This is a genomic window from Burkholderia sp. HAN2018 (assembly GCF_024704855.1).
GTDB lineage: Bacteria > Pseudomonadota > Gammaproteobacteria > Burkholderiales > Burkholderiaceae > Burkholderia > Burkholderia cepacia.
Window position 1 is genome coordinate 1 of record NZ_QOBB01000050.1, and the last position, 18,920, is coordinate 18,920.

The 18,920-nt window shown below is 66.2% G+C and carries 16 protein-coding genes and 1 pseudogene; 10 read left to right on the forward strand and 7 right to left on the reverse strand.

The window, feature by feature from the left end; translation table 11 throughout:
* The 5 genes from DPV74_RS15430 to DPV74_RS15450 form a co-directional block, all read left to right on the forward strand.
* Positions 1–1,293: NAD-dependent succinate-semialdehyde dehydrogenase (locus DPV74_RS15430; RefSeq protein ID WP_162923048.1), on the forward strand; the 1,293-nt coding region annotated here is incomplete at its 5' end.
* 131 nt (positions 1,294–1,424) lie between these two features.
* Positions 1,425–2,021 (forward strand): TetR/AcrR family transcriptional regulator, encoded by a 597-nt coding sequence (locus tag DPV74_RS15435; RefSeq protein ID WP_048027395.1) that lies wholly within the window; start codon positions 1,425–1,427, stop codon positions 2,019–2,021.
* Between the two features lie 50 nt (positions 2,022–2,071).
* The gene (locus tag DPV74_RS15440; protein ID WP_060372546.1) at positions 2,072–3,553 is read left to right on the forward strand and encodes an MFS transporter; all 1,482 of its coding nucleotides are present in this window, start codon (positions 2,072–2,074) and stop codon (positions 3,551–3,553) included.
* A gap of 70 nt (positions 3,554–3,623) precedes the next feature.
* Positions 3,624–3,932 carry an EthD family reductase gene (locus DPV74_RS15445; protein WP_119337504.1) on the forward strand — a complete coding sequence of 103 codons (309 nt, stop codon included), beginning with the start codon at positions 3,624–3,626 and terminating at the stop codon, positions 3,930–3,932.
* Positions 3,933–4,060: 128 nt separating this feature from the next.
* Entirely contained in the window at positions 4,061–4,360 is a 300-nt protein-coding gene (locus tag DPV74_RS15450; protein WP_162923049.1) for a hypothetical protein, read from the forward strand.
* Positions 4,361–4,482: 122 nt separating this feature from the next.
* Here DPV74_RS15450 and DPV74_RS15455 read toward each other — a convergent pair whose 3' ends face one another.
* On the reverse strand, positions 4,483–5,958 hold the full coding sequence (locus tag DPV74_RS15455; protein WP_119337505.1) for an HD domain-containing phosphohydrolase: 1,476 nt from the start codon (positions 5,956–5,958) through the stop codon (positions 4,483–4,485).
* A gap of 307 nt (positions 5,959–6,265) precedes the next feature.
* On the opposite strand from DPV74_RS15455, the gene DPV74_RS15460 reads away from it, so the two are divergent.
* A complete protein-coding gene (locus tag DPV74_RS15460; RefSeq protein ID WP_119337506.1) occupies positions 6,266–6,841 on the forward strand; it encodes a DUF308 domain-containing protein in 576 nt (191 codons plus the stop codon).
* A gap of 241 nt (positions 6,842–7,082) precedes the next feature.
* On the opposite strand, the gene DPV74_RS15465 is transcribed toward DPV74_RS15460, so the two are convergent.
* The 4 genes from DPV74_RS15465 to DPV74_RS15480 form a co-directional block, all read right to left on the reverse strand.
* Positions 7,083–8,246, reverse strand: a complete 1,164-nt coding sequence (locus DPV74_RS15465; protein ID WP_058036679.1) for a hypothetical protein — start codon at positions 8,244–8,246, stop codon at positions 7,083–7,085.
* Between the two features lie 204 nt (positions 8,247–8,450).
* Positions 8,451–8,906, reverse strand: coding sequence for a GNAT family N-acetyltransferase (locus tag DPV74_RS15470; RefSeq protein ID WP_119337507.1), 456 nt, complete (start codon positions 8,904–8,906; stop codon positions 8,451–8,453).
* 260 nt (positions 8,907–9,166) lie between these two features.
* Positions 9,167–9,733: a hypothetical protein gene (locus DPV74_RS15475; protein ID WP_226128528.1), complete on the reverse strand. Its 567-nt coding sequence runs from the start codon at positions 9,731–9,733 to the stop codon at positions 9,167–9,169.
* 45 nt (positions 9,734–9,778) lie between these two features.
* Entirely contained in the window at positions 9,779–10,429 is a 651-nt protein-coding gene (locus DPV74_RS15480; protein ID WP_226128526.1) for a GntR family transcriptional regulator, read from the reverse strand.
* A 53-nt stretch (positions 10,430–10,482) separates the two neighbouring features.
* Between DPV74_RS15480 and DPV74_RS15485 the strand changes: the two genes are divergently transcribed.
* A complete protein-coding gene (locus tag DPV74_RS15485) occupies positions 10,483–11,649 on the forward strand; it encodes a pyridoxal phosphate-dependent aminotransferase (protein WP_119337509.1) in 1,167 nt (388 codons plus the stop codon).
* A 177-nt stretch (positions 11,650–11,826) separates the two neighbouring features.
* Here DPV74_RS15485 and DPV74_RS15490 read toward each other — a convergent pair whose 3' ends face one another.
* Positions 11,827–13,173: an MFS transporter gene (locus DPV74_RS15490; protein ID WP_059855893.1), complete on the reverse strand. Its 1,347-nt coding sequence runs from the start codon at positions 13,171–13,173 to the stop codon at positions 11,827–11,829.
* Positions 13,174–13,471: 298 nt separating this feature from the next.
* Between DPV74_RS15490 and DPV74_RS15495 the strand changes: the two genes are divergently transcribed.
* The 3 genes from DPV74_RS15495 to DPV74_RS15505 all read left to right on the forward strand — a co-directional run bounded on the left by DPV74_RS15495 (position 13,472) and on the right by DPV74_RS15505 (position 17,688).
* Positions 13,472–14,509 (forward strand): LacI family DNA-binding transcriptional regulator, encoded by a 1,038-nt coding sequence (locus DPV74_RS15495; protein WP_174392705.1) that lies wholly within the window; start codon positions 13,472–13,474, stop codon positions 14,507–14,509.
* Positions 14,510–14,696: 187 nt separating this feature from the next.
* Positions 14,697–16,478, forward strand: coding sequence for an IlvD/Edd family dehydratase (locus tag DPV74_RS15500; RefSeq protein ID WP_119337510.1), 1,782 nt, complete (start codon positions 14,697–14,699; stop codon positions 16,476–16,478).
* Between the two features lie 31 nt (positions 16,479–16,509).
* Positions 16,510–17,688, forward strand: a complete 1,179-nt coding sequence (locus DPV74_RS15505; RefSeq protein WP_027792844.1) for a fumarylacetoacetate hydrolase family protein — start codon at positions 16,510–16,512, stop codon at positions 17,686–17,688.
* A gap of 186 nt (positions 17,689–17,874) precedes the next feature.
* Here DPV74_RS15505 and DPV74_RS15510 read toward each other — a convergent pair.
* Positions 17,875–18,849: pseudogene (locus DPV74_RS15510) on the reverse strand (methyl-accepting chemotaxis protein); the annotation flags it as partial.
* Between the last annotated feature and the right edge of the window lie 71 nt (positions 18,850–18,920).

Consider the following 18,920-nt stretch of genomic DNA (forward strand, 5'->3'; position numbering starts at 1 on the left):
CGCGCGCTGCCCGCATGGCGCGCGACACCCGCCCGCGAACGGGCGGCGATCCTGCGCGCATGGCATGCCGCGATCGTTGCGCACACCGACGATCTCGCGAAACTGATGTCGCGCGAACAGGGCAAACCGCTCGCGGAAGCGCGCGGTGAGGTCGCATACGGCGCGTCTTACGTGCTGTGGTTCGCCGAGGAAGCGACACGCACGTATGGCGACCTGATTCCGCAGCAGCAGCGCGGCAAGCGGCTGAGCGCGGTGAAGGAGCCGATCGGCATCGTCGCCGCGATCACGCCGTGGAACTTCCCGCTCGCGATGATCGCGCGCAAGATCGCGCCCGCCCTCGCGGCCGGCTGCACGGTGGTCGCGAAGCCGGCGGAGGACACGCCGCTGACCGCGCTCGCGCTCGCGTTTCTCGCGCAGGAAGCCGGCGTGCCGCCCGGGGTGCTGAACCTGATCGCCGCATCGCGCGAACGTGGCATCGATGCGGTGGCCGACTGGCTCGCCGACGGCCGCGTGCGCAAGATCACGTTCACCGGCTCGACGCCTGTCGGCAAGCTGCTGGCGCGCGAGTCGGCGGCGACGCTGAAGAAGCTGTCGCTGGAGCTCGGCGGCAACGCGCCGTTCATCGTCTTCGACGACGCCGAGCTCGACGCCGCGGTCGACGGGCTGATGGCCGCCAAGTTCCGCAACGGCGGGCAGACGTGCGTGTCGCCGAATCGCGTCTACGTGCAGGCCGGCGTCTACGACGCATTCGCCGCGAAGCTCGCGGCGCGCGTCGCCGCGCTGAAAGTCGCGCCGGCGACCGACCCGGCCGCGCAGATCGGCCCGATGATCAACGCGCGTGCGGTGGACAAGATTGCCCGCCACGTCGGCGACGCCATCGAGCGCGGCGCGCGCGTGCTCGCCGGCGGCAAGCGTCTGGCCGAACTCGGCCCCAACTATTACGCGCCGACGGTGCTCGCCGACGCCACCGCCGACATGCAGCTGACCTGCGAGGAAACGTTCGGCCCGGTCGCGGCGTTGTTCCGTTTCGATACCGAGGACGAAGCCGTCGACGCCGCAAACGACACGCCGTTCGGGCTCGCCGCGTATTTCTACACGCAGGACGTGCGGCGCATCGCGCGCGTGTCGGCGCGGCTCGAAACGGGCATCGTCGGGATCAACGAAGGCGCGCTCGCGAGCGAGGCCGCGCCGTTCGGCGGCGTGAAGGAGTCGGGTTATGGTCGCGAGGGCTCGCGCTACGGGCTCGACGATTATCTGTCGATCAAGTACCTGTGCCAGGGCGGGCTCGACTGATCGGATGAATCCGGGCCGTCCGCGAGGCGGCCCTCGCCGCGCCCGGTCGACAGGCATGCGTTGACATCGGAACCGATCGGTCCATATAATGCATCCAACTTTTGGCACCGCATCGTTTGCGACACCAATCAATGGCAAATCCGGCTGGCGTGGGCCGCCCACGCGAATTCGAACTTGGCGATGCCGCGCGCGACGCGATGGACGTTTTCTGGGACCGCGGATACGAAGGCGCGTCCCTGCCCGACCTGATGGCCGGCACCGGCCTGTCGCGCGGTAGCCTGTACAAGGCGTTCGGCGACAAGAAGGCGCTGCTGCTGGCGGCGCTCGACCTGTACATGGCCGACGGGCTCAAGGCGACCGCGGACATTCTGTCGCAACCCGGCGCCGTCAAGGATGCGATTCGCGATTCGCTGCTGCGCTATGCGCGCCTGTCCGTCGGCGAGGCGGGCCGGCGCGGATGTCTCGCGGTCGCGATGACCACGGAACTGGCCGCGCGCGACGCGGATGTCGCGGAGCGCACCGGGCGCATGTTCCGGCGGCTGCAACAGCTCTATGCCGGTGCGATCGTCCGTGGCCAGGCGAGCGGCGAGATCGCCGAACAGGACGAACAGGTGCTGGCGCGTTTGCTGGTCTGCCAGATCGAGGGCATGCGCGTGCTGGGCAAAACCGGCGTGTCGGAGCAGGACATGCTCGCGCTGGTCGACCGCACGATGCGCATCCTCGACTGATATTTTTTTACCCAATTTGGAACCGATTGGTTCCGTATGGAGAACCGTCCATGTCACGGAATGACCCCGTATCACCCGACCCGCGCCGCTGGGCGATGTTTGCGGTCCTGCTCGTCGGCGCGTTCCTGCCGCCGCTGGATTTCTTCATCGTCAACGTCGCGCTGCCGTCGATCCGCGCGGAACTGGGCGCCTCGTCGTCGGCCGAGCAACTCGTCATTTCATCGTATGCGGGCCTGTACGCGGTGACGCTGATCACCGGCGGGCGATTGGGCGACCTGTTCGGCCGCGGCCGCGTGTTTTTCCTCGGGTTGATCGGCTTTGCGATCGCCTCGACGCTGTGCGGTTTCGCCAGTTCGCCGTGGACGCTCATCGTCGGCCGCGCGTTGCAGGGCGTGACGGCCGCGATCATGGCGCCGCAGGCGCTCGCTTCGATCCAGGCGATCTTCCCCGAAGCGGAAAAGCCGCTCGCGCTCAGCTTGTACGGCGCGGTATTCGGCCTCGCCGCCGTGGTCGGGCAGGCGCTGGGCGGGATCCTGATCTCGCTGAATCTGTTGAATCTGGGCTGGCGCACGATCTTCCTCGTCAACCTGCCGCTGGCGATTCTGGTCGTCCTGTTCGGGATTCCGCTGTTGAAGGAAACGCGTGCGCAGCATGCGCGCAAGCTCGACCTCGGCGGCACCGCGCTGTCGATGCTGACGCTGGGCGCGCTGATCGTGCCGCTGATCGAGGGGCGCGAAGCAGGCTGGCCCGTATGGGCATGGGTGTCGCTGCTCGCGGTGCCGGCCCTCGCCGGATTCTTCTGGCGCTACGAGCGCCGGCTCGGCCGCCGCGGCGGCGCACCGCTGCTCGATCCGGCCGCGCTGCGCGCACCGGGGCTCGGCCGCGCGTTGCTGATCGCGCTGCTGCTGTACTCGATCGGCGCGTTCTTCCTGCTGTTCTCGGTGTATCTGCAGAATGCGTTGCACGTCGACGCACTGAGCGCGGGCCTCGTGTTCTTGCCGTTCGGCGTCGGGTTCCTGCTCGGCCCGTTGTCGACGCCTGCCTCCGCGCGTGTCATCGGCGCTTACGTCAATCCGTTCGGCATGAGTCTGGAGATCGTCGGGCTCGTCGGCCTCGCGTGGTTGATCGATGCCACGCCGATCGGGATGCCGCTCGCTGCCGCGCCGCTCGCCGTCGTGCTCTTCGTCATCGGTTTCGGACAAGGTCTCGCGCTGCCGACGCTCATGCGCATGGTGACGGGGCGCGTCGCACCGGCGCTGTCCGGCATGATCGCCGGCATCGCCAGCTCGACGCTGCAGGTCAGCACGTCGCTGAGCGTGGCGATCATCGGCGGCATTTTCTATACGACGCTCGGCACGCGCCAGGATCCGGCGGCCATCGCGCATGCGTTCATCGTCGCACTGCTGTCGATCTCGGTGTTCCTCGCCGTGGGCGCCGCGCTGGGCATCTCGCTTGCACGGGCGGGCGCCGCTCATACGTCGATGCGGGCCGCCGCGCGTCCGGGCTTCGGCCCCGAACGCGAACGGCCGTGATCGTTTGTATTTGCCCGTATTTTCCCGTACCGACATTCATCGCCGCGTCAGTCCGACCTGGAGGTTCTTCGTGTATTTCATCGTCTCCTATCGCCGAGCCGCGGGCACGCGATTCGATGCCCGTTACTACGTCGAACGACACATTCCGCTGGTGGAAAAATCCTGGAAGCCGTACGGGCTCGACGCTATCGACGCTTTCTTTCCAGCACGTGAGGACAGCGAACTGATCGTCGTGGCGATGTGCCGTTTCAAGGACAGTGCGGCGCTGGACGCTGCGTTCGCGTCCGCGGAGACGGCAGACGTCATGGCAGATATCGATGCGTTCACCGACATCGAACCCGATCGGCTCATCACGGACGTGTTCTCGCGCGTGTCGTAGTGCCGATCGCGCGCCGCCATGCATCGGTTTCGGCCGGCGCCATCGGTCACTTGTCCGATGGCGCCGCGAACGATCGGGTGTCAGGATAGGCAGCCGTCACGCGATACCGGACCGGGAGGATCACTGCAATGTCGGGACGTCAGATCTTCATCGTCGCATTGGCGAGCGGCCTGCCGCGTGCGTTCGGCGTGCTCGCTATCGTGTCGGGCCTGTTTCGGATCGGCACCGCAGTGCATCGCGGGAAACACGCCGACGCGCCGGCGCAAATGGTCTCGGGTGGAGCGCGAATGGCGCTGGCCGGCGCGCTGCTTTCCTGCGAAGCCGTCGGTGCCGTCTACTTCGCAATCGCGACGTTGGGGTACGGTTGGGCCGACACCGACGCGACAGCCTCGGATCGCAGGGAACGGATCAACGACTGGCCGACTTGAATGGTGCAACCGCCATCTTCGATACGCGGGATAAGCCACCGGACAGGCGGAGCGTCAAAGGTCGCGCCGGCCCGACGGGCCGTCCGCGCACACACGAAAGCGAATCCGCGTCGCGGAGCGCGTCAGAGCAGCCCCAGCGCCGACGCCTTGAGGGTCGCCGCGGCACGCGTCGAACATTCGAGCTTGCGGAACGCCTTCTCGACATGGGTGCGCACCGTGCTCGGACTCATCGCGAGCGCCTGCGCAACCTGCTTGTTACTCGCGCCGCGGGAGATTGCCCGCAGGACGTCGATTTCCCGCGCGGACAGGCGCGGGCCAACGGCCGACGCGCCCGTGGCGATGCGCCGGGGCACGGGCGTCCCGCCCGTCACGAGCGCAGCTACCACTTCGCCGCATAGCCGGCCGCACGCCGCTTCTTCCTGCAACTGGACGGCGGCGGCCGCATCGTTCAGCGCCGCGCGCCACGGACGCGCCGAGCGCAACGCGACCCACGCCAGCGACGCCGCCAGCACGCGCGCTTCGAGCGTCAGCGCCACATCGCGCGCGCCGCGAAAATAGCCCGAACCGTCCTGCCGCTCGTAGGCATACGACGCAAGCACCGCGGCTTCGCCGAGCGCGCCGGTCTGCCTGCCGGCGCGCTCGGTCCAGTACGGGACGAGTCGCACCTTTTCCCATGCGCTCGCAGGCAGCCGCGTCGGCAGATTCCACACATCGTTCGGCACTGCGGCCCTGCCGATGCCATGAATCAGTCCGGCCCGGTACACGCGTTCGCGCGCGGCCTCGTCCGGCGAAAGACGGCCGTAACAGGCGGCCGCCGTCGCCGCGACCGAACGCGAAAAACCCGTCATCCACGGCAGTTTCAGATCGATGACGTCCGCAATCAATTCGGCGGACGTCGCGCCCTGCATGTCCGGCGTGGCCAATGCGGCATCCAGGTCGGCGGGCGCCATGTGCTCGAGCGCCGCCAGCCAGCGCGGTGCGTCGCGCGCAGCAGTCTCGACGAGCACGGCCGGATAACGTGACCCCGCGCGCTGGCCGATCAAGTCGAGGGCCTGTTCGATGCCGTACGTGCGGCTGAGCACGTCCAGGTCGCCCGCCAGCGCGACGATCGACACGGCGGGCGGCACCTGTTCGCGTTCGAGCCGCGCAGGCAGCCCGTTGCCGTCCCAGGTTTCGAAAATGTGCCGCAGCGCGGTTTCCGTCGCGCTGGACAGACCGAGTATTCGCGCCACCTCGCCCGAGACTTCGCAATGAATCTGCGCGAGCGGGATCAGCGCGACACCCGCGCTGCCGATCGCTTCAGCCATGGCGGGCCGGCTCTCGAGCATCGCGGCGCGGATCGCGACGTCATCGCCGAATACCTGCGCGAAGCCCGCCGCGTTCGCCGTGCAGCCCGACCAGCGCAACAGCGCCACCTCGCGAGCCGTGTCGCACACCGATGCATCGAATCGTGCCGCGTGCGCGAGCTGCGCCGCCAGCCAGCCGGTGCGCGGCGAATGGTCGGTCGGCTGGCCCATGCTGAGATCGCCGATGAAGGCCAGCGCGCGCACGGCGTCGACTATGCGCAGCGGGGCGTGACGGGCTTCGGCGTCGGGCATCGGATGGGCGGAGAGATTCGCGAGGACGGGGAAACGATCATACGCGACGGCGTCGCGGCGTGCAGGGGCATGCGCGTCGGGCGGCGCGCCCCGGGGCCAACACGGTGCGATGTTCGCTCGCATCTCTGCGGAGCGCCCCGCGGACTTCGCCATCGGACATCTGACCGATGGCGGCAGGCGCGGACGATTGCGATACTCGGCGCACTGGAGATCCGTGCCGGCGCCGCATCCGAATCCGAATCCGCATCCGCATGGCGGACATCCTGCGTGCCGGCCGGAACGACGTTTCGATGTAAAAGGAGTGCAAATGACTGATCGCTACCCTGAATTCCACGCCCTGGCCGACGAACACTGGCTGAAGCGGTACTACTTTTCCCGGGCGGTGTTCTCGCTGATCTGGGTCGCGCTGGCGTTTTCCGTCGGCCGGCGGAGCGCGGCCGGCGCGGCGGTCCTGCTGGTCGTTTATCCGGCCTGGGATGCGCTCGCCAATTTCGTCGACCTGTCCCGCAGCGGCGGGATGGCGGCAAACCACACGCAGGCGGTCAACGTCGCGATCAGCGCCGTCACGACACTGGCGGTATTTCCGGCGTTGAATGCGGGCCTGCCCGCGGTCCTCGCGGTGTTCGGCGTATGGGCGATTCTGTCCGGCGCGCTGCAGCTCGGCACTGCCGTGCGGCGCTGGAAGCAGGCCGGCGCGCAGTGGGTGATGGTGCTGAGCGGCGCGCAATCGGCGTTGGCCGGGTTGTTCTTCATTTTGCAAAGCCATGCGCCGATGCCGCCGGCGATCGTTAAGATCGCGGGTTACGCGGGAGTAGGTGCGCTCTATTTCCTGATATCCGCCATCTGGCTGCAGGTGCGGGGGATGCGGCGCAGGGTGTCGTGAGCCGTCGGGCGGAATGAAGACCTGCACGCGGGCACGAATGGCTCTGAACGACCCTTCTGAGACAGTGATCGTGCTCGATAGCGGTCATTGAGCGCAGCGAGAGCGGACTCTCAGCCGCACACATGTGCTGCGATGCGCCACTGATGAGACGCAGGAGCCCCAAGCACGCCCTGTTGCATTGCACGCGACCAATGAGAGAAAAAAGGGCCCATCTCTCCGCGTTCAGTGCGACAGGCCGCCGTCAACCGCGACTCCGGTAACGCTCGATCTGGGCTTTCTTCTCCGCGAAAGCCTTAATCGGCCCTTCCAACGGCGGCACGAGCTCATGAAAACCGTCGTGCAGACTGATCGCAATCTTCTGCACGAGGCCGATGAGCCGGTGCACATCCTCGCGCGTTTCCCGGATGTGCTGCTTAAGGCGCACCGTGTCGTCACCGCTCGCATCCAGATATTGCTGATCGACTTCGCCACCGTTGTGCTCATATACGTGCCGCCGCAGGAACATTCGCACGACAAATTGCTCGTCCGCGCTGGACATACCGTCGCAAACATCGATATCGAACCAATCCCGAAACAAGCGGCGCACGTCCGTCAGGTCGTGAAACCGCTGCTTCGTTAGCCGGATGAAACGCCGCTTGGACATCGGTACCAGCGCGGCGAGCTGCTTCGCGTACTGACCCGCGAAAGTGTCGAAGGCACCAACGATATTCTTGACGGCATCTTCAGGTGTACCGCCGTTGTTGAGCGCCATGCGGGTGGCCGGCACAGTGCTGGTAGTAAAGTCCTGCAGATCGTTGCGCGTCCCGCAGGACGAGCAATAACCGAAGCGCCCAAGAATGTCGTTGTACTCCTCGCACGCCACGCACGTGAATTTCCGCTGCTGGCTCTGTTCAGCGACAAAAAAAGCGGGCTTGGGGCCGTCGCTGCCGGCGGCGTCGGCAACCGCATCCATGTCGATCTTCACGTCCCCATTCTCGATAGTTTGCATGCCGGTGATGAGGGTGGAGCAGTAGTGCTGCACGTAACGCAACTGCGCCTCAGACAGAAACTGGTAATCCTCAGCCTCCATGCGGCAGTAAGGGCACAGATTGGGCCACGGCCCGCTGCGCCAATAGCTTTCGCAGGCGGGGCAGTGGTGGCCGAACTTGCCCTGACTGTCGCAAGTAATGAGGACCGGTAGACAACCGGGCACCGGCGGCGGGTTCCATGCATCGCCAATGCCGCCGAGCTGTATGCGCCCGACCGGCACGCCGGGATCGAGAGCGTAAACGCCGATCATCACCATGGGCACAGGACGACAGCTGGTGTACTCAACCTGATAGCCGCGTCGACCGTCTTCCGTTGTGCGGATGTGAAAGGTGATCTGGCCGCCCGAGTGGCCAATTTCCTTGAATTCGTCAGTCATTGCTGGTTCTGTCTAGGCCCGAAGGAGAGACCACAGCGCACGCAGTCTCAACTAGGTTGGCTATCAAGGGTTTCACGTGAACGGCGCCTTTGCGGAAGTTTATGCGATATCAGCGAAGGGCTGTTCGTGGCCGACTGCATCCGAAAGGAATCGCCTCTGATCCGCCCTGTAGCTCTCTCGTTAGCGGACATCCAGCACGAACGTTCAGGCAGCAATGTGTTTCTGCATGAACACACTCAATGGATCGTCCGTGTAATCTCCAAACGGCCCCCGGCGCTCATAGCCCGCTGAAGCATACAAAGCCAACGCCTCCTGTTGGTATGGACCCGTTTCAAGTTTGAGCAACCTGCAGCCAAGATCTATGGCCCGTGTCTCGAGGAAAGCGATGAGTTGCTTGGCGATGCCTTGTCCTCGTCCGCGAGGGCTGACATACATTCGTTTGAGTTCGCCAAAATCCGGGCCGACAACGATTGCTCCACAGCCGATCGCCTGGCCCTCAATGTCCCGCGCGACAGCAAACAGGACATTCGATTGCCTCAACGAGGCTAGATCCAGGGCGTGCCTGCTCTCAGGCGGATACAACGTATCTTGGTAAGCATCCAGATCGGCGATGAGGGCGATCACGTCCGGTTGATCGGGGGATTCCAAAGCGATGGTCATAGCTGAATAAGCACGGGAAATTAAAGCGCCACGCCGGCCAGCGGAAGTGCAATCGACGGCGGCTGCTGGTCGGAGCACATTCGCAGATTGTCAACGATCCATCTGGAACTGTCGAACGTCTCAACTTGGCCGAATCTGGTTGGTTGCCATCCCGGTGGCCCGCGACGGCCTCAACCCGATCCTGACCAGCCACTCAATTGCTCTCGAAGCGGTCGCTGGATCTAGCTAGCCGAATCTGAACCGAACGCTCTATTGGAAAGTTAGTCGAAATCGATCCGAAAGGCACTCTCATCTTCGTATTGCAGCTTTAAATCGACCAGGATCGCACTTGCGAGTGCGGTTACCAACGCGATCTTCAATTCTGGTATGACGCCATTGAGATGAAATGAAAACTCCCATCCCGGCGACGCATCGATCCAGGACACGAATAGATCATCGCTGTCGGACCGCCAAAACTGAACGTTCTTCATTACACCTGTCGATGCTTCATCAACAATCTTGGCTCTGGATACATCGATCTGTTGGCCGTCATCGCTCCAGTGCGTTATTCGCCCACTATCAGGGTTGGCAAGCAGAAATCCAAGAGGCTTGAGCAAAGTCTCGACAAAGCAAAAAGCTTCCGGAAATGGACCTTTCAGCAATACGATCAAGATAGGTTTTGCCATCGCGTTTACCGACCCGAGTGTTGGCTGGCTGCAGTTGCCGTCATAAGAGCGCGGTCGATTGTCGACGATTCCGGTGACAGTGTCGAACGACTGTTGGTGGCCGGATGCCGCCCGACGCGTTTGACTATAGCTACCCCAGAGAAAACGCCAGCCATTCCCCATACCAGCCTTCCGCACCGGTCAATGCCCCCGGCCTGCCCCACATCCCTACCGCCCACGCAACGCCTGAGCCAGCGCATCCCCCGCAGCCAGAATATGCGCGGACAGCGCCGCACACGCCGCGTCCACATCCCCCTCACGTATCGCCCGAACGATGTCCCGATGTTCGTCGTTCGAGCGATCCTGCCAGTCGAGTTGCTGCCACGTCGCATACAGATGCCGTGAACTGGCCCGATGCATGTCGCCAATCGCGGCGACGAGCCGCGGCATCCCGCACGGCGCGGTCAACGCCCGATGAAACCTCAGATTCAGCGTGCCCAGCACGGCGATGCCACGCGCCGCGGCCTCCTGATCGAGGATCGCATCGAGTTCCTCCAGCGCCCGTGCATCGAGCGCGGGAATCGCCTCACGCAACGCCAGCGCCTCGAAAGCAGCACGCATCTTGGCCATTTCAAGCACGTCCGCCGGCTCGAGCGGCGCCGCCCGCACGCCTCGTCGCGGTTCCACCACGGCCAACCCCTGCGCTTCCAGCCGTCTGAACGCCTCGCGTACCGGCACATGACTCGCGCCGAACTCTGCCGCGATGTGGTCCTGACGCAGCCACTCCCCCGGCGCGATGACGCCCGAGATGATGCGGTCCGCCAATGCGATAGCGATCCGATCGGCCAGCGAGCGCTCCTCCTTGACTTCAAAGTTCATCCCGACCACCATGCATATATTATCTATAAAATTGTAACAAGATCGGAGGTCCGATGCACCGCCACCGCCCAGTCCGTCTGCAGCACATTGCCGGCATCGGCGTCGATCGCATGGGGTCGATCGCCGATCATGCCGACGTCGACCTTTTGCGACTCGAAAATCTCGACACCGACCTCCCACCCACTTCGGAAGCGCTGGCCTTCACCCGAGAAGCCATCCAGCGAGACTCGGCCAACTCCTATTTGCCCTTCGTCGGTCAGGATCGGCTGCGCGCGAGCGCTGCCGCCCACGTGTCGGCGCTTTCGGGGCAGCGCTTCACGGCCGACCAGGTGGTGGTGTCGGCGGGTGGACTCTCCGGCATTCTGAATACGCTGCTCGCCACCGTCGAGACGGGCGACGAAGTCATCGTCACCGATCCGACGTACGCCGGTCTGCTGAACCGCATCCGCCTGGCGGGCGGCGTGCCTAAGCAAGTCCCGTTCACCTTCACGCCGGGCAGCGAATGGAAGCTGGACCAGGCGGCACTGCGGGCAGCAATCGGTCCGAAAACGCGGGCCATGCTGCTGATGTCGCCGTCGATGCCTTCGGGCGGCTTCTTCGACGCGTCCGACTGGCAACTGATCGCGAGCCTGTGTGTGCAGAACGATCTGCTGCTGATCCTCGACAGCGCGATGGAACGGCTGCTTTTCGATGGACGTACGGTCATCCATCCCGCCGGCCTGCCCGGCATGGCCGAGCGTACGGTCACGGTCGGCGCGGCGTCGAAAGAGTTGCGCATGATCGGCTGGCGGGTCGGCTGGATCGTCGCGCCGGAATGGCTGATTCCGGATCTGGTGGCCGTGTCGCTCGCCAATGTCGTGGTACCGGTCGGCATAGCCCAGGAGGCCGCGGCGGTTGCGCTCGAACATTCCGCATCCGATCTGCCTGGCTACGTGAGCGAACTGGAGAGACGGCGGGATACGGTCGCCGCCGAACTGTCGGGACTCCCGTTCGGCATGCCGGCGGGCGGCTGGTCGATGCTGCTGCGCGTCGCCGATTTCGGTCTGACCGGATCGCAGATGTCGGAGCGGTTGCTGCGCCACGGCGTATGTGCGACGGCCATGACCGGATGGGGCGTCGCCCACGGCGAGCAGTACGTCCGTTTCGTGTTCTCGAACGAACCGGTCGACCGGTTGCGCACGCTCGGGGACAAGGTGCGCTTCGCACTGGAGGACGCATGACGGCCGCTCACGAGAAAGCAGAGTCGCGCGCCCGGCGTCCCTGGCTGGAAGTAGCCGGAATTCCGCGTGTGGTGGTCGAGCAAACTCACACAAGATCGATCCGCGTGACGTGATGCATCCGGCGCCGAGGCGGCGCGATGCCCCAGCCCCGGCCGGACGTAACGTCCCGCCAACGCCCTACCGCCCCACCGGCGGCCGCAGGATATCGCGCGGAATCGACGCGATCAACACGCAGCTGATCAGCAAGCAAGCGCCCAGCGCATAAGTCCCGTTGTTGATGTTGCCGGTCATCTGCTTGGCGACGCCGGTGATCATCGAGCCCGTGAAGCCGGACAGGTTCCCCACCGAATTGATCAGCGCGATGCCGGCGGCCGCGGCCGTGCCGGACAGGATCTGCCCCGGAAAGGTCCAGTAGATCGGCATCAGCGCGAGGATGCCGCAGGTGGCAATGGTCAGGAATACGATCGACAGCGCCACGTTGTGCGCGAACGCCGCGCTCAGGATCAGGAAGACGCCGCCGATCAGCGCGGGAATCGCCGCATGCAGGCGGCGTTCGCCGGTCTTGCGCGAGTGCGACGCGTTCCACACCATCGCGAAGATCGCCGTCAGGTACGGAATGGCCGTCAGCACGCCGATGTGCAGCGGGCTGTGCACGCCCGACGCGCGGATGATCGACGGCAGCCAGAAGGCCAGCCCGTAGAAACCGGTATTGAACGTCAGCAGAATGAAGGTGAGCAACCAGACGCGCGGGCTGCGCAGCGCGGCGCCGATGCTGTGCGACTTGTGCGCGGCCTCGGATTCGAGGTTGCGCGACAGCACCGCCTTTTCGTCGGCGGACAGCCATTTCGCCGTCTGCGGGCCGTCACCGAGGCAGGCCAGCACGATGAACGCCACCACGATCGACGGCAGCCCTTCGAGCAGCAGCATCCATTGCCAGCCGCTCATGCCCGACAGGCCGTGCGTCTGCTCCATCAGCCAGCCGGACAGCACGCTGCCGAGCGTCAGGCTCAGCGGGATCGCGACCAGGAAGCCCGACATCGCCACGCTCTGGCGCCGCGCCGGGAACCAGTAGTTCAGGTACAGGATGACGCCCGGGAAAAAACCCGCTTCGCACAGCCCCAGCAGGAAGCGCAGCGTGTAGAACATCGTGGTCGTCTGCACGTGGAAGAACTGCGCGAGCGGCACGATGAACGCCATCGACGACGACACGATGCCCCACGTGATCATGATCCGCGCAATCCAGAAGCGCGCGCCGTAGCGGTGCAACAGCAGGTTGCTGGGCATCTCGAACAGGAAATAGCCCCAGAAGAAGATGCTGGCGCCGAGCGCATAGACGCCGTCGCTCAGGTTCAGGTCGTCGAGCATCTGCAGCTTCGCGAAGCCCACGTTGACGCGGTCCAGGTAGGCCACGACGTAACAGAGCAGCAGCAACGGCAGGATGCGCCGCATGACCTTGCGGTAAAGGGCGTCTTCGGACGAGTCGGCCGCGGCCGGTGCGGCAGCGGCCTGCGTAAGGGATGGCATCGGTCTGTCTCCTGATTGTGTCGATCTTCTTCGTACCGTCGCGTGCGCTGCGCGCATCGATGTTACCGATAACATCCGGTGCCCAAAAAAAGCCGACGAGGCGACGGGAGCGATCGGCAAGCTGATACCGGTAACACATTCGACGGTAGCATGCGGCGACACGCGTGTACAAGTGCCGCCGGACGCGTGGTTTCCCTAGTGCAGCCCTCACCGCGGCGGGCACGCCGCGACCGTGCCTGCGCGGTATGCCGCACCGGTATGATGTAGCCTTTCCTGCCTTCTCCCGATCGCGATTCCGATGCCCAGTCCCACCGCAGTCCGGCCCGCCGGGCCGCCCCGCATGTCCGACGTAGCGCGCCTCGCAGGCGTATCGAAGATGACGGTGTCGCGCGTGCTCGCCGGCCACAGCGTGGCCGCCGAGACGCGCGCACGGGTCTGCGAGGCCATCGACCAGCTCGGCTACGTGGCGGATGCCGCTGCCGGTGCGCTGTCGTCGGGGCGCTCGGAATTCGTCGCGGTGCTGGTGCCGTCGCTGTCGAGTTCCAACTTCTCGGACACCGTGCGCGGCCTGACCGATGCGCTCGAGCCGCATGGTTTGCAACTGCTGCTCGGCGATACCGACTACGACCTCGAACGGGAAGAACGGCTCGTCCGGTCGATGCTGCGACACCAGCCGCGCTGCATCGCGCTGACGGGGTCGCAGCACACCGATGCGACGCGGAAGGTATTGGAGCGCTCGGCGATTCCAGTGGTCGAGATGTGGGACCTGCCCACGCGCCCGATCGACACCGCCGTCGGCTTCTCGAACGTGCGCGCCGCCCGTGCGATGGTGCGCCACCTGGCCGAGCGCGGTTACCGGCGCATCGGCTTTCTGGTCGGCGCGAGCGAACTGGATCGCCGCGGCCTGGACCGGCTCAAGGGCTACCAGGCGGAGATCAAGGCGCAGGGGCTGGGCGAACCGCGCGTCGTGCGGCTGGGCGAATCGCCGATCACGATGAGCCACGGCGGCCCGGCGATGGCCGCGCTGCTGGAGCAATGGCCGGATACCGACGCGGTGATGTGCGTGAGCGACATGTCGGCGTTCGGCGCGATCATGGAGTGTCACCGGCGCGGGCTCGCCGTGCCGGCCGATATCGCCGTGGCCGGCTTCGGGAACTTCGAAGTGGCGACATGCTGCCATCCGACCATCACGACCGTATCGGTCGACGCGTACGGCATCGGGCTGCGCACGGGCGAAGCGTTGCTGGCGGCGCTGCAAGCGCGTGACGGCGGCGAGCGGACCGAATCGAAAAGCATCCGTATCGACTACACGATCATCGCGCGGGAAAGCGCCTGACAAGCCGACGGCCGCGCGCATCCCGACCGCCACGCGCGCGGCTTCGTACCGCCCCCCTGCCCTCACCTTAGCCACATGCGCACGAAATCCCTTCCGCTGCGCAAAAAACCCGTGCTAACATCCAAACGATGTTACCGGTACCATCCGGCATGCAGAATGACAAAGGCCCCTCAGGAGACAGCCTGCCATGTCACACACCCCTCGCCGCCTGCGCAGCCAGGAATGGTTCGACGACCCCGCGCACGCGGACATGACGGCACTCTATGTCGAGCGCTTCATGAACTACGGGTTGACGCGCGAGGAACTGCAGTCGGGCCGCCCCATTATCGGCATCGCGCAGACGGGCAGCGACCTCGCGCCGTGCAACCGCCATCACATCGAGCTGGCCGAACGCACCAAGGCGGGCATCCGCGACGCGGGCGGCATTCCGATGGAGTTCCCCGTGCATCCGCTCGCCGAGCAAAGCCGCCGGCCCACCGCCGCGCTCGACCGCAATCTCGCGTACCTCGGGCTGGTGGAAGTGCTGCACGGCTTTCCGCTGGACGGTGTGGTGCTGACGACCGGCTGCGACAAGACCACGCCCGCGTGCCTGATGGCGGCCGCCACCGTCGACATGCCCGCGATCGTGCTGTCGGGCGGCCCGATGCTCGACGGCTGGCACGAGGGCAAGCGGGTCGGCTCGGGCACGGTGATCTGGCATGCGCGCAACCTGCTCGCGGCGGGCGAGATCGACTACGAAGGCTTCATGCAGCTGACCACGGCCTCGTCGCCGTCGATCGGCCATTGCAACACCATGGGCACCGCGCTGTCGATGAACAGCCTCGCCGAGGCGCTGGGCATGTCGCTGCCCGGCTGCGCGAGCATTCCCGCCGCCTATCGCGAGCGCGGCCAGATGGCTTACGCGACCGGCAAGCGCGCGGTCGAGCTCGTTCGGGAAGACCTGCGCCCGTCGACAATCATGACGCGCGCGGCATTCGAGAATGCGATCGTCGTCGCGTCCGCGCTGGGCGCATCGACCAACTGCCCGCCGCACCTGATCGCGATTGCGCGCCACATGGGCGTCGAACTGAGCCTGGACGACTGGCAGCGCCTGGGTGAATCGGTGCCGCTGCTCGTCAACTGCATGCCGGCCGGCGACTACCTCGGCGAGAGCTTCCACCGCGCCGGCGGCGTGCCCGCCGTGCTGCGCCAGCTCGATTCGGCCGGGCTGCTGCGGCGCGACTGCCTGACCGTATCGGGCCGCGCGATCGGCGAGATCGCCGACACCGCGCAGGACGCCGACCGCGACGTGATCCGCACGCCCGATGCGCCGCTCAAGCATGGCGCCGGCTTCATGGTGCTGTCGGGCAACTTCTTCGACAGCGCGATCATGAAGATGTCGGTGGTGGGCGACGCGTTCCGCCGCACCTACCTGTCCGAGCCGGGCGCGGAGAATACGTTCGAGGCGCGCGCGATCGTGTTCGACGGCCCCGAGGACTATCACGCGCGCATCAACGATCCCGCGCTGAACATCGACGAGCGCTGCATCCTCGTGATCCGCGGCTGCGGCACGGTCGGCTACCCGGGCAGCTCCGAAGTCGTGAACATGGCGCCGCCTGCCGAACTGGTGAAGCGCGGCGTGACGTCGCTGCCGTGCATGGGTGACGGACGCCAGAGCGGCACATCGGCCAGCCCGTCGATCCTGAACATGTCGCCGGAAGCCGCGGTCGGCGGCGGCCTCGCGCTGCTGCGCACGAACGATCGCGTGCGCGTGGACCTGAATCGCCGCAGCGTCGACGTGCTCGTCGACGAGGACGAACTCGCGCGCCGCCGCGAAACCGAAAGCTTCACCGTGCCGCAGGCGCAAACGCCGTGGCAGGAACTCTATCGCCGGTTCGTCGGCCAGCTGTCCACCGGCGGCTGCCTCGAACCGGCCACGCTGTACCTGAAGGTGATCGAGCGGCGCGGCAACCCGCGCCATTCGCACTGACCCACCGCCCCCGACTCTTGCCGAGCTGACCATGCATACGCCTTCCGTTTCCGATTGCCTGCCGCACGACCTCGACCACGCGCTGCTGATCGGCCGCGTCTGGCGGCACGACGGCGCCCACGCGGGCCCGAGCGTCGTCGCCGTGCGCGGCGGCGAAGTGTTCGACATCACACGCACCGTGCCGACCACCGCCGACCTGTTCGATCGCCCCGATGCAGTCGCCATCGCGCGCACCGCTGCCGGCGAATCGCTCGGCCGTGTCGAGCCGTTGTTGCAGGCCGCGCTGGACGGCACGCCGGGCGCGACGCACCTGCTCGCGCCGTGCGACGTGCAGGCGATCAAGGCGTGCGGCGTGACCTTTGCGGTCAGCCTGATCGAGCGCGTGATCGAGGAACAGGCGGGCGGCGATCCGGCCAAAGCGCGAGAGGTTCGCGACACCATCGCCGCGACCATCGGCACCGATCTATCGAAGATCGTGCCGGGCTCGGAAGCCGCGCTGCGCCTGAAGGCGGAGCTCGAACGCCGCGGCGCATGGTCGCAATACATGGAAGTCGGCATCGGCCCGGATGCGGAGGTGTTCTCCAAGGCGCAGCCGATGTCGGCGGTCGGCTTCGGTGCGGACGTGGGGCTGCTGCCCGTGTCGGTGTGGAACAACCCGGAACCGGAGATCGTGCTGGCGGTCGCCCGTGACGGCAGGCCGGTGGGCGCGACGCTCGGCAACGACGTGAACCTGCGCGACATCGAAGGCCGTTCGGCGCTGCTGCTCGGCAAATGCAAGGACAACAACGGCTCGTGCGCGATCGGCCCGTTCGTGCGGCTGTTCGACGACGGCTTCACGCTCGACAGCGTGCGGGCATGCAGCGTGTCGCTGCGCGTCGAAGGCGCGGACGACGGCTTCGTACTCGACGGCATCAGCCATATGCGCGAGATCAGCCGCGACCCGACCGACCTCGTCGCGCAGACCTGCGGCGCGCATCACCAATATCCGGACGGCTTCATGCTGTTCCTCGGCACGATGTTCTCGCCGATCCAGGATCGCGACGCGCCCGGCGGCGGATTCACGCATCACCTCGGCGACCGCGTCACGATCTCCACGCCCGCGCTCGGCGCACTCGTCAACACCGTGCGGCTTTGCACGGAGATCGCGCCGTGGACCTTCGGCGTGCGCGCGCTGTATGCGAATCTGGCGGCACGCGGGCTGCTTGCCTGAGCGGAACGGCAGCAACACCGGCCTCCCCACGGGTGATCGATCGCAGTCAGCCACGGCGTGGGCGACGTACAGCGGACCGGTGCAGGATACGAACGAAATCCCGCCCGTCGTCGGCGGGTGCGCCAGCCGGACTGGCTTCGCCGCGCCGCATGAAACCAGGGCCCGCCGGCCCCGTCACGCGAACCGTCACGCCGCCACCGCGCGCTCCGCGAGCCTGAACTCGCCGACCGTCTGCGCGAGCCGGGCCGCCTGCTCGCGCAGCGACGTCGCGGCAGCCGCCGATTGCTCGACCAGCGCCGCGTTCTGCTGCGTCGTATCGTCGAGCTGCGACACCGCCTGATTCACCTGCTCGAGCCCCGTGCTCTGCTCCTTCGCGGCGACGCTGATTTCGGCGATCACGCTCGTGATGTTGCGCACGCCGTCGACGATTTCGTCCATCGTCGCACCGGCCGTCTGCACGAGCCCGGAGCCGCCCTCGATCTTCTCGACCGACGAGTAGATCAGCTGCTTGATTTCCCGCGCGGCCTGCGCGCTGCGCTGCGCGAGCGCACGCACTTCCCCGGCGACGACCGCGAAGCCGCGGCCGTGCTCGTTCGCGCGGGCCGCCTCGATGGCGGCGTTCAACGCGAGAATGTTGGTCTGGAACGCGATGCCATCGATCACGCCGACGATGTTGGCGATCTCCGCCGACGCCTGCGTGATGTCGTTCATCGTCGACACGACGTCGTGCACGACCGTGCCGCCCCGCAGCGCGACGTCCGACGCCGATTCCGCCAGACGGTTCACCTGGCTCGCCGCATCGGCCGGGTTGCGGGCCGTGCCGGCGATCTCCTCGAGCGCGGCGGCCGTTTCCTGCAGGCTCGACGCCGCGTGTTCGGTGCGGGCCGACAGATCCTGGTTGCCCTGCGCGATCTCGGCGCTCGCGAGGTTCACGGACGTGCTGAAATCGCGGATCTGCCGCAGGATCGTACTGATCTTCTCGGCGAACGCGTTGAACGCTCTCGCGATCTGCGCGGCTTCGTCCGCGCCGTCGGCCGGCAGGCGCTTCGTCAGATCGCCGCTGCCGCTCGAGACGTCCGTGAGCGCGTCGCGCACTATCAGGATGTGCTTGAAGGCCGCGTTCGTCATCGCGCCGACCAGCGCCGCCGCGATGATGGCGACACACGTCGCAAGTATCCGTGCGCGAATTGATGACAGCATGATGACTTCGGTCTCCGTTACCGCGTGATTGA

Coding starts and splice junctions, on each gene's coding strand:
- DPV74_RS15435 (WP_048027395.1), top strand. CDS start 1,425: ATGGCAAATCCGGCTGGCGTGGGCCGCCCACGCGAATTCGAACTTGGC.
- DPV74_RS15440 (WP_060372546.1), top strand. CDS start 2,072: ATGTCACGGAATGACCCCGTATCACCCGACCCGCGCCGCTGGGCGATG.
- DPV74_RS15450 (WP_162923049.1), top strand. CDS start 4,061: ATGTCGGGACGTCAGATCTTCATCGTCGCATTGGCGAGCGGCCTGCCG.
- DPV74_RS15455 (WP_119337505.1), bottom strand. CDS start 5,958: ATGCCCGACGCCGAAGCCCGTCACGCCCCGCTGCGCATAGTCGACGCC.
- DPV74_RS15460 (WP_119337506.1), top strand. CDS start 6,266: ATGACTGATCGCTACCCTGAATTCCACGCCCTGGCCGACGAACACTGG.
- DPV74_RS15465 (WP_058036679.1), bottom strand. CDS start 8,246: ATGACTGACGAATTCAAGGAAATTGGCCACTCGGGCGGCCAGATCACC.
- DPV74_RS15470 (WP_119337507.1), bottom strand. CDS start 8,906: ATGACCATCGCTTTGGAATCCCCCGATCAACCGGACGTGATCGCCCTC.
- DPV74_RS15475 (WP_226128528.1), bottom strand. CDS start 9,733: ATGGGGAATGGCTGGCGTTTTCTCTGGGGTAGCTATAGTCAAACGCGT.
- DPV74_RS15480 (WP_226128526.1), bottom strand. CDS start 10,429: ATGAACTTTGAAGTCAAGGAGGAGCGCTCGCTGGCCGATCGGATCGCT.
- DPV74_RS15485 (WP_119337509.1), top strand. CDS start 10,483: ATGCACCGCCACCGCCCAGTCCGTCTGCAGCACATTGCCGGCATCGGC.
- DPV74_RS15490 (WP_059855893.1), bottom strand. CDS start 13,173: ATGCCATCCCTTACGCAGGCCGCTGCCGCACCGGCCGCGGCCGACTCG.
- DPV74_RS15495 (WP_174392705.1), top strand. CDS start 13,472: ATGCCCAGTCCCACCGCAGTCCGGCCCGCCGGGCCGCCCCGCATGTCC.
- DPV74_RS15500 (WP_119337510.1), top strand. CDS start 14,697: ATGTCACACACCCCTCGCCGCCTGCGCAGCCAGGAATGGTTCGACGAC.
- DPV74_RS15505 (WP_027792844.1), top strand. CDS start 16,510: ATGCATACGCCTTCCGTTTCCGATTGCCTGCCGCACGACCTCGACCAC.